The 8,161-nt window shown below is 71.0% G+C and carries 11 protein-coding genes; 9 read left to right on the forward strand and 2 right to left on the reverse strand.

Annotated features, from left to right (window positions below):
* Window positions 1-454: 454 nt before the first annotated feature.
* From EKG83_RS15885 to EKG83_RS47830, 5 genes are all read left to right on the forward strand, one after another.
* On the forward strand, window positions 455-931 hold the full coding sequence (locus EKG83_RS15885; protein WP_033431243.1) for a hypothetical protein: 477 nt from the start codon (window positions 455-457) through the stop codon (window positions 929-931).
* Window positions 928-2,100 carry a zinc-dependent alcohol dehydrogenase gene (locus EKG83_RS15890; RefSeq protein WP_033431242.1) on the forward strand — a complete coding sequence of 391 codons (1,173 nt, stop codon included), beginning with the start codon at window positions 928-930 and terminating at the stop codon, window positions 2,098-2,100. Before EKG83_RS15885 ends, EKG83_RS15890 begins: the two co-directional genes overlap by 4 nt.
* A 319-nt stretch (window positions 2,101-2,419) precedes the next feature.
* Complete coding sequence (locus tag EKG83_RS49020; RefSeq protein WP_265590336.1) at window positions 2,420-2,551, forward strand: hypothetical protein; 132 nt, start codon at window positions 2,420-2,422, stop codon at window positions 2,549-2,551.
* 14 nt (window positions 2,552-2,565) lie between these two features.
* Entirely contained in the window at window positions 2,566-2,796 is a 231-nt protein-coding gene (locus EKG83_RS47825; RefSeq protein ID WP_211269107.1) for a hypothetical protein, read from the forward strand.
* 2 nt (window positions 2,797-2,798) lie between these two features.
* Window positions 2,799-3,131 (forward strand): transposase, encoded by a 333-nt coding sequence (locus tag EKG83_RS47830; protein ID WP_211269106.1) that lies wholly within the window; start codon window positions 2,799-2,801, stop codon window positions 3,129-3,131.
* Here the strand turns inward: EKG83_RS47830 and EKG83_RS47835 are convergent.
* Both EKG83_RS47835 and EKG83_RS15905 read right to left on the reverse strand, forming a co-directional pair.
* Window positions 3,108-4,199, reverse strand: coding sequence for a barstar family protein (locus EKG83_RS47835; RefSeq protein ID WP_211269105.1), 1,092 nt, complete (start codon window positions 4,197-4,199; stop codon window positions 3,108-3,110). The genes EKG83_RS47830 and EKG83_RS47835 overlap by 24 nt on opposite strands.
* Before the next feature lie 126 nt (window positions 4,200-4,325).
* A complete protein-coding gene (locus EKG83_RS15905) occupies window positions 4,326-5,159 on the reverse strand; it encodes an SDR family oxidoreductase (RefSeq protein WP_033431240.1) in 834 nt (277 codons plus the stop codon).
* 162 nt (window positions 5,160-5,321) lie between these two features.
* Here EKG83_RS15905 and EKG83_RS15910 point away from each other — a divergent pair, with 162 nt between their 5' ends.
* Genes EKG83_RS15910 through EKG83_RS15925 form a run of 4 tightly spaced genes read left to right on the forward strand, consistent with a single transcriptional unit; the run spans window position 5,322 to window position 8,109 of the window.
* Entirely contained in the window at window positions 5,322-5,468 is a 147-nt protein-coding gene (locus EKG83_RS15910) for a hypothetical protein (RefSeq protein ID WP_153278151.1), read from the forward strand.
* The gene (locus tag EKG83_RS15915) at window positions 5,465-6,646 is read left to right on the forward strand and encodes an LLM class flavin-dependent oxidoreductase (protein ID WP_033431239.1); all 1,182 of its coding nucleotides are present in this window, start codon (window positions 5,465-5,467) and stop codon (window positions 6,644-6,646) included. The genes EKG83_RS15910 and EKG83_RS15915 overlap by 4 nt, the downstream gene beginning before the upstream one ends.
* Before the next feature lie 48 nt (window positions 6,647-6,694).
* Window positions 6,695-6,886 carry a hypothetical protein gene (locus tag EKG83_RS15920; RefSeq protein WP_211269104.1) on the forward strand — a complete coding sequence of 64 codons (192 nt, stop codon included), beginning with the start codon at window positions 6,695-6,697 and terminating at the stop codon, window positions 6,884-6,886.
* Complete coding sequence (locus EKG83_RS15925) at window positions 6,883-8,109, forward strand: cytochrome P450 (RefSeq protein WP_084716409.1); 1,227 nt, start codon at window positions 6,883-6,885, stop codon at window positions 8,107-8,109. The genes EKG83_RS15920 and EKG83_RS15925 overlap by 4 nt, the downstream gene beginning before the upstream one ends.
* The last annotated feature ends 52 nt before the right edge of the window (window positions 8,110-8,161 follow it).

An 8,161-nucleotide genomic window follows, 5' to 3' on the forward strand; every position in this document is an offset into this window, starting at 1 on the left:
ACGAGGGCCGCACCGGCTTCGAGACCGGGCGAGTGTTCGGTCACCAGAGCCTGACGAACTACTGCCCGACCACCCGGCCCGAACCGCAGCCGGCCGGAGCCGCGCACGGCCTCGCCGACACGGGTCCCAGGCCCACGACCCGCAGGGCGACGAGCAACCCGACGTGACGTTGGACGACCTGGTCACGTCGGTGCGGTTCACCGGCGGTATCGGCTCAGTGGGCGTGTACGTGCCGCAGGACCCGGGGGCCCGACGGGCCGGCCCGGCAGGGGGCCATCGCCTTCGACTACTGCTGGACCGAGGTCGTCCTCAAGCCCGCCATGGCCGGCTGGTCGCCGGACGCGAATCGCACGAGCGGCGACGGCGGGACTCGGTCGGCGCCGAAACCGGGCACGGAAGCACAAGCCGGCGGGCACTCCCTGCTCCGCCGTCCAGGACTGGCAGGAGGCCGGAGATGACGACAAAGGTTCGGTTCGCGCAACTGGTGGCCGCGGCGGGGGTGGGGGTGGCGGGCATCCGCGCGGCGCGTCGGGCGATGTCCGGGCATCGGGATGAGGGCGACGCGGCTCGGGACCGGTGGCTGGTCGTCACGGTCCTCCGGGCGCCGAACGAGGTGGTGTCCGACGGATCGTTGCCCGCGCCGCTCGCGGAGCTGGGCGACCTCGTGGAGGTCCGGGTCCGGCCCGCGCCCGGCGACAAGGGCACCGAGCTCGCCGCCCGGCTCACCCGTCGCGGACCGACCTCCACGTCCGCCCGCGTAGAGGGCGAGGACCCGCGCCAGCGAGTGCGCACGGCGTTGCGCGAGGCCAAATCCATCCTCGAGGTGGGCGAGATCGTCCGACCCGACGCGCCCCCGACGACCCACCCGGGCCCGGCCGGCCGCCTGGTGAGCAAGGCCACCCACATCGCACAAGGAGAGGGTCGACTGTGAAGGCGCTGTGCTGGGAAGGAACCAACAAGCTGCGGGTCGAGCGGGTGCCCGATCCGGAGATCCGCAACAGCGGCGACGTGATCGTCAAGGTGCGGGCCAGTGCGGCCTGCGGTTCGGACCTGCACCTGCTCGGTGGGTACATCCCCGCCATGGAGGCCGGTGATGTGCTCGGGCACGAGTTCCTCGGCGAGATCGTCGAGGTGGGCCCCGGCGTGCGGAACCGCAAGGTCGGCGACCGGGTTGTCGTGTGCTCGTTCGTCGGCTGCGGCAACTGCTGGTACTGCACCCACGACCTGTGGTCGCTGTGCGACAACACCAACACCAACTCGGGCATCACCCAGGCCCTGTGGGGCTCGGACGTGGGCGCCTGCTTCGGCTACTCCCACGCCCTGGGCGGTCTGGCGGGCAGCCACGCCGAGTACATCCGGGTGCCCTTCGCCGACCACGGCAGCTTCCCGGTGCCGGACGGCCTGGACGACGACCTGGCCGCCGTGTTCGCCTCCGACGCCGGCCCGACCGGGTGGATGGGCGCCGACCTCGGTGGGGTCGGGCCGGGTGACGTCGTCGCGGTGTGGGGGGCGGGCGCCGTCGGACAGGTCGCCGCCCGTGCCTCGGTGCTGCTCGGCGCCGAGCGGGTGATCGTCATCGATCGAATTCCCGAACGGCTGCGCCAGGCCCGCGAGCACATGGGGGTGGAAACCCTCGACTACACGAAGACCGACGTCGGCGCCGAGCTGCGCGAGCTCACCGGCGGTCGCGGGCCCGACGTGTGCATCGAGGCCGTGGGGATGGAGGCACACAGCCCCGGCCCCGAGTACGCCTACGACCAGATCAAGCAGCAGCTGCGGCTGCAGAGCGACCGGCCCACCGCCCTGCGCGAGGCCATTCAGGCGTGTCGCAAGGGCGGATCGGTCTTCTGCCTCGGCGTGTTCGGCGGTGTGGTGGACAAGTTCCCGCTCGGAGCGCTGATGAACAAGGGGCTGGTCTTCCGCGGTGCCCAGCAGCACGGGCAGCGCTACATCCCGGAACTGCTCGACCGGATCGCCCGCGGCGACCTGCCGACCCGGCACTTCGCCACCCACCCGATGACGCTCGACGAGGGGCCGGAGGGGTACGAGATGTTCAAGCACAAGCGGGACGGTTGCGTGCGACCGGTCTTCCAGTTCTGACCCGGGGCACCGGACGGCGCCGGCCTTCGCGGACCGGCGCCGTCGCTCGGAGGGAGTCGACCGTGCCGTCGCCGCGCACCCGCCACCGCCTGCGAGGCGGGCTCCGGATCGCCCCCCTGCTCCGCGTGCTCGCCGCGGCGCGTGCGAGCCCTGCTCCAGGACCGCGCCGGTCAACTCGCACACGGGTTTTTCGCTCGCTCATGCTGACCAGCATCGCCGGGTCGGTGCAGTCGCGATGCTCCCCGAGGTGGTCAGAGGACTTCGCCGACTGCTACTCGCGTAACGGGCGCCCTGGCCTGTCCCGGCCGAGTTGGCGACGGTGAGCGTGCTGCAATTCCTGCTGGGCCTGTCCGACCCCGGCTTCCACCACGGCGTGCTCGGTGACTCCGCGATCGTCTTGTGCGTGCCGGTCGGGCGGACCGCCTCCTCGATGTCGCCTTGGCCCGTCTGAAGGAGGCAGGTCTGGTGCGCGAGCGCACCACCCGGCGCGCCGACTCGACCCATCTCCTGGCCGCCGTGCGCGATCTGACCCGCCTCGAATTGGTGGCGGAGGCGGTGCGTGCGGTTCTGGAGGAACCCGCCCGCGACGACTTCCGCACCGACTTCGACCGCCCCAGGTCAGCCGCCCGCGGGGCCGGATCAGCAAGGGCCGACACGGCCCCTACCCGACATCCTCGCCAGCGGCGGCGCCGCTGATCGTGGCCCGCTCCACCACCAGCCAGTGCCACCCCTGCCCGGTCCGAGCCCAGTGCACCACCTCCCGCGATTCCTCGCGCAGCGTGGGCTTCCCTCCGAAGGAGTTGCTCGAACCGCAGCTGCGCGACCGCGTCGAACGGCAGGAACCGTCGTGGCACAAGCGCTACGCGGTCCGCTCCGGCATCGAAGGCACCCACTGCGACTTCACCCGCGGTCATGGCATGCGCCGCTGCCGCTACCGAGGACAGGGCAAAACCCACCTACAGCATGTGCTCACCGCCATTGCGGTCATCGTCAAGCTAGGCCGTGTCTCAGAGGTGTTCCGACGTCGCTGATCCGTCTGGACGGCGTTTCGAGTCGAGCCATTCGGCGTCGTTCCACATCACGGGTGTCGCGCCGACGGGTGCGAAGTGGATGCGTGGGTCGTTGCTGTGGACCAGGCACATGAGACGGTGACCGAACAGGGACGCGCTGCGGGAGTGCTCGGCCATGATGTCGAGGACAGCCTGGGCAGGGCTGGGGCAGCGGGTGGCGAACGCGTCGTAGTCGGCGAAGACCAGGACCAACCCGGTGGTGTGTGGCGTCCACCCGTAGTCCTGGCTGACGACGTCGCGCATGCAGTCGTTGAGGGCATCGAGGTTGTGCCCGTAGTAGTCCGGGAAGCTGAACGCGGCGGCGATGTCGCGGTGGAGGTCGGCCTCGGTGGACCAGTGCGCGGCGTCGACGCGGATGATCTGGTAGCCGTGGTCGCTCAACCAGGCGATGGTCTCGTCCAGGATCTGCGGACGCCAGAACAGCGTCACCGACGTGTTGGTCAGCAAGCGGAACGCGCGATCTCCGCTGAGATCCGCCCCGGGGTCGAATGCCGCCATGGTCGGCGAGGGTAGTCGACTCCGGTCACGGTGCTGCCCGCTGCGCAACTCGGCGTGTCGGCGATCGGTACTGGTGCGGGCACTGGCGCTCGGTGTACGGCCTGTACCGGCGCCGGCAGGCCGGGTGCGGATGCTGTCCGCGTTGCAGGGCCACGCCGACGCCGGCGGCCTGATCACCTGGGACACGAGCGTCGACTCGACCATCGCCCGCGAGCAGGGCCGCGAGCCGCCGTCCCTGGTCGTCACCGGCGGGCAGCGGGGCGACAGCCACGGTTCACCACCGTGCCGGGACGCATCCGGGTTGCCCGGCGGCGTACCCGCCTCGATCGGGCGTGGGCAGACAAGGCATGCAGCAGCAAGGCCAACCGGGACCACCTGCGCCTCCGCGACCGCGGCTGCGGGGATGGGCGACCACCAGCGTTCGACCAGAAGGCGCGCAAACGGCACCGCTTCGAGAAGCTCGCCGTCCGCTACGAAGCAACCGTCACCATCAGCATGGTCGACCTCTGGCTGCGCCGTCTTGAACGGCACTCGTCAACACGGCCCAGTGCTCCGGCCGCGCTCCGTCAGGCCGGGTGGCGGTGGTGGCACGGCCGGGGGGTGTTCGCGCCGCAGGACCGAGCGGGGCCCGGCCCTGCGGCGCGGTGCGGAACGGGCTCAGTCGCCGTGCGCGGTGGCCAGCGACCTGCTGCGCCAGGGCGCGATGTGCGCCGCGACCATCGCGTTCTTGGCCTCAAGGCGCTCGTAAGCGTCGCCGCCCACCAGCAGGTGCGAGGGCAGCGCCTCGCCGTCGGTCACCTCGACGATCAGCGCCGCGCCCTTGACCGGATCCCCGGGCTGGGCGTGGTTGAACGCGTCGATCCCGTCGCGCACGAGGTGGGCGGGCGTGCCGTCGTAGGCCGCCAGCCGCGCCTCGGCGACCGACCGGGAACTCGCGTCGAGCAGGTCGGTGCGGAACGCCCCGGGCTCGACGACCATGCTCTGGATACCGAACGGACCCAGCTCGACGGCGAGGGCTTCGCTGAGGCCGGCGACCGCGAACTTCGAGGCGCTGTACAGGCTCGCCCCGGGCTCGCCCTCGAACCCCGCCCGGGAGCCGATGTGCACGATCTTGCCCCCGCCGGCGGCGCGCATGGTCGGCAGGACCGCTCGCGTCACGTTGATCAGGCCGAAGACGTTGACGTCGAACAGCGACCTGGCCTCGGCGTCGGTGACCTCCTCCAGCGCGCCCACCAGCAGCCGACCCGCGTTGTTGACCAGCACGTCGATCGTGGCGAACCGGTCGACGACCTGCGCGACGGCGCGGTCGACCTGGGCCTGGTCGGTGACGTCGAGGGTGACCGGGTGGCACCGTTCGGCGTCGCGCAGGTCGTCGGGCAGCGCGTCGACGTTCCGGGCGCCGACGGCGACGTCGTGCCCCGCCTTCAGGGCGTGCCGCGCTATCTCGGCACCCAGCCCCCGGGTGGCTCCGGTGATGAACCATGTCGCCATGGCGGAAACCTCTCCTCCTGCGGGCATCGGGTGCCCGTGCCCGAACCGCGGTCCGCTCGCTGGCGCCCATCCCACCACATATCCGCGCTTGGTTTCACGCATGTCGAGACCCCAGAGATGTCGTGCAAAAAACCCCAGAGAGGCCCCGCAAAGATTAGGGGGGTGCTTACCGCGTCGAAGGTGGTCTACCTTGGGCGCAGCCAGATTTCCGGAGGTAAATTCATGGCCAATGCCGACCGCGCTTCGGTCCTGATCCATTTTCCGGCCGCGCGAACCCCCGACGTCGAGTTCTTCGCGGTGCTGACGTGACCAGCCTGCGCTTCGGCGCCTTCCTGCCCCCGATCCACCCGCTGGGGGAGAACCCGACGTGGTGGCTGCGCCACGACCTGGACCTGATGGCGCACCTCGACCGGCTGGGCTTCGACGAGGCGTGGATCGGGGAGCACCACTCGACCGGTCGGGACATCATCGCCTCGCCCGAGATCTTCATCGCGGCGGCCGCGGAGCGCACCACCCGGATCCGCCTCGGGACCGGCATGACCACGCTCCCGTACCACCACCCGCTGTGGGTGGCCGACCGGATGGTGATGCTCGACCACCTCACGCGGGGCCGCGTGATGTTCGGGGTCGGTCCCGGCTCCCTGCCCGCCGACGCCGCCATGATCGGCATGACCCCCACCGAGAGCCGCGAGCTCCTGGAGACCCACCTCGATGTCATCCAGCGGCTGCTGGCCGGCGAGTCGGTCACCGCGACGGTCGGCAACCACACGCTGGTCGACGCGACGCTGCAGCTGCGCCCGTTCACCGAGCCGTGCTTCGAGATCGCGGTGGCCGCGACGGCGTCGCCGACCGGCGCGCGCCTGGCCGGCAGCCGCGGGGTGAGCCTGATCTCGCTCGGGGCGACCATGACGAAGGACGGGTTCGACGCGCTGGGGTACCACTGGGGGATCGCCACCGAGCGCGCCGCCCACGCGGGACGGCCGGTGCCCGACCGCGCGACCTGGCGGCTGGTCACCGAGGTGCACGTCGCCGAGACCCGGGAGCAGGCGTACCGCGACGTCGAGTTCGGGCTGCGGGACTGGTTGGTGCACCTGAACGAGAACGCGGCCGTGCCCGGGCTCGCGCTGCCCGGCGGCAGCACGCGGGAGCTGATCGAGTTCGTCAACGGGTCGGGCCTGGGCGCGATCGGCACGGCCGACGACGTCCGCCGCCAGATCCAGCGCATGGTCGACCAGTCCGGCGGGTTCGGCACCGTGCTGCTGCTGGCGCACGACTGGGCCGACCCCGCGGCGACGTGGCGCTCGTGGGAGCTGATCGCCCGTCAGGTCGCCCCCCACTTCCAGGGACCGGGGAAGACCCACGCCCAGTCGTCCCACGACGCCCGGGCCCGGATCCTCGCGCGGCGCGAGGAGGCCACCATCGCGGCCGGGGCGGCGCTGGAGCACATGAACCGCAAGTACGCCGACGAGGTGGCCGGGGCGTCCTGACCGCCCGGGTGCGCCGTGACCGGGTTCGGTCGACAGGAGGGTGCGGCCATGGACGCCGGCCTTGAAGTGAGCTGCCCGATGTGCGGAGGTCTCATCGAGGCGGCTGACGAGGACGAGCTCATCCGCTTGTCCCAGCTGCACACGCTCGATGCCCACCGCTACAACGTTCCCGCCGAACACGTTTTGGCCGCGATGACGCCCGGTGATTTCGGTTCCGACCGGGGAGAGGACGTGCGATGAACCCCGCACCGGCGGAATTTCCCGTCGTGGACTTCGACATGCTTGATCCCGGCTTCGCGCAGGACCCCTACGAGACCATGGAGACATGGCGGGCCCTGGGGCCGGTCGTGTACAACTCCCGCCACGACCAGTACATGATCACGTCGTACCGAGACTGCGCGCGGGTGCTCGGTGACACCCGCTACTTCAACTCCGCGAACGTGCTCCCGGAGATGGAGAAGGCGTTCGGCGGGCCGACTTTCCTCGGCATGGACGGTTCCCGGCACCAGACGGTCCGCGAGATCTGGGCGCCGGGGTTCGAGCGCAAGGCCGTCGAGACCGACTGGCCGGCGCGGATCCGGCAGGTCGTGGACGTGTACGTGGACCGGTTCGTCGAACGCCTCCGGTCCGGCGAATCCCTCGACGCCCTCTCGGAGATGACGCGGATCATCCCCACCATCGTCACCGCCCAGCTGCTGGGCGTCGAAGAGGACGTGTACGAGGACTTCATCAAGTGGAGCGACGCCACGGCGGCGGTTCTCAGCGCGCGGCTGGACTCGACTCCGAAAGCCCAGGAGATCTTCGCCGAGGGCGCTGCCGCGGCAGCCGCTCTGAACTCCTACATCGGCGACCTCGTCGGGAAGAACCGCGCGCAGGGGGCGTCCGACGGGACGCTCATGGCGCAGATGGTGTTCGACGACTTCGGGCCGTCCATGCCCGACCGGGAGATCATCGCGAACGGGACGATGCTGACGGTCGCGGCGAACGAGAGTTCGGCGCAGTTGATGGCGCTGGCCCTGTACGCGCTGGGACGCCACCCGGACCAGCGTCGCGCGCTGGTGGCCGACAGGTCGCTCGTCCCGGCCGCGCTGGAGGAGGTCCACCGCTGGTTGACCCTCACGCAGTCGGTCCTGCGCGGTGCGTGCAGCGACGAGTCTCGGGTCCAGGGCTTCACGATCCCCAACGGGTCCGCGGTCATGCTCCTCCTGGGGTGCGCGAACCGCGATCCCGCCCGCTGGGCCGACCCGGGCTCCTTCGACGTCTTCCGCCCCCGCAAAGCGCACCTCGGCTTCGGCTTCGGTCCGCACATCTGCCTGGGGGTCCACCTGGCCCGGCTGGAGATGAACATCTGGTTGAACCGGCTGCTGGACGAGTTGCCGGAGTACGAGTTCGCGGGCGACGTCGAATTCGGCTCCGACTTCACGCTGCGCGGCCTCCGGGGGGTCCCGATCACGGCGGCGTGACCGGTCTCCGGATCGGGTGCGGCGGCTGACGCGAAGGCCGACGGGCAACGAC

The sequence above is a fragment of the Saccharothrix syringae genome, from assembly GCF_009498035.1.
Lineage (GTDB): Bacteria > Actinomycetota > Actinomycetes > Mycobacteriales > Pseudonocardiaceae > Actinosynnema > Actinosynnema syringae.

Coding starts and splice junctions, on each gene's coding strand:
- EKG83_RS15905 (WP_033431240.1), bottom strand. CDS start 5,159: ATGGCGACATGGTTCATCACCGGAGCCACCCGGGGGCTGGGTGCCGAG.
- EKG83_RS15885 (WP_033431243.1), top strand. CDS start 455: ATGACGACAAAGGTTCGGTTCGCGCAACTGGTGGCCGCGGCGGGGGTG.
- EKG83_RS15925 (WP_084716409.1), top strand. CDS start 6,883: ATGAACCCCGCACCGGCGGAATTTCCCGTCGTGGACTTCGACATGCTT.
- EKG83_RS15920 (WP_211269104.1), top strand. CDS start 6,695: ATGGACGCCGGCCTTGAAGTGAGCTGCCCGATGTGCGGAGGTCTCATC.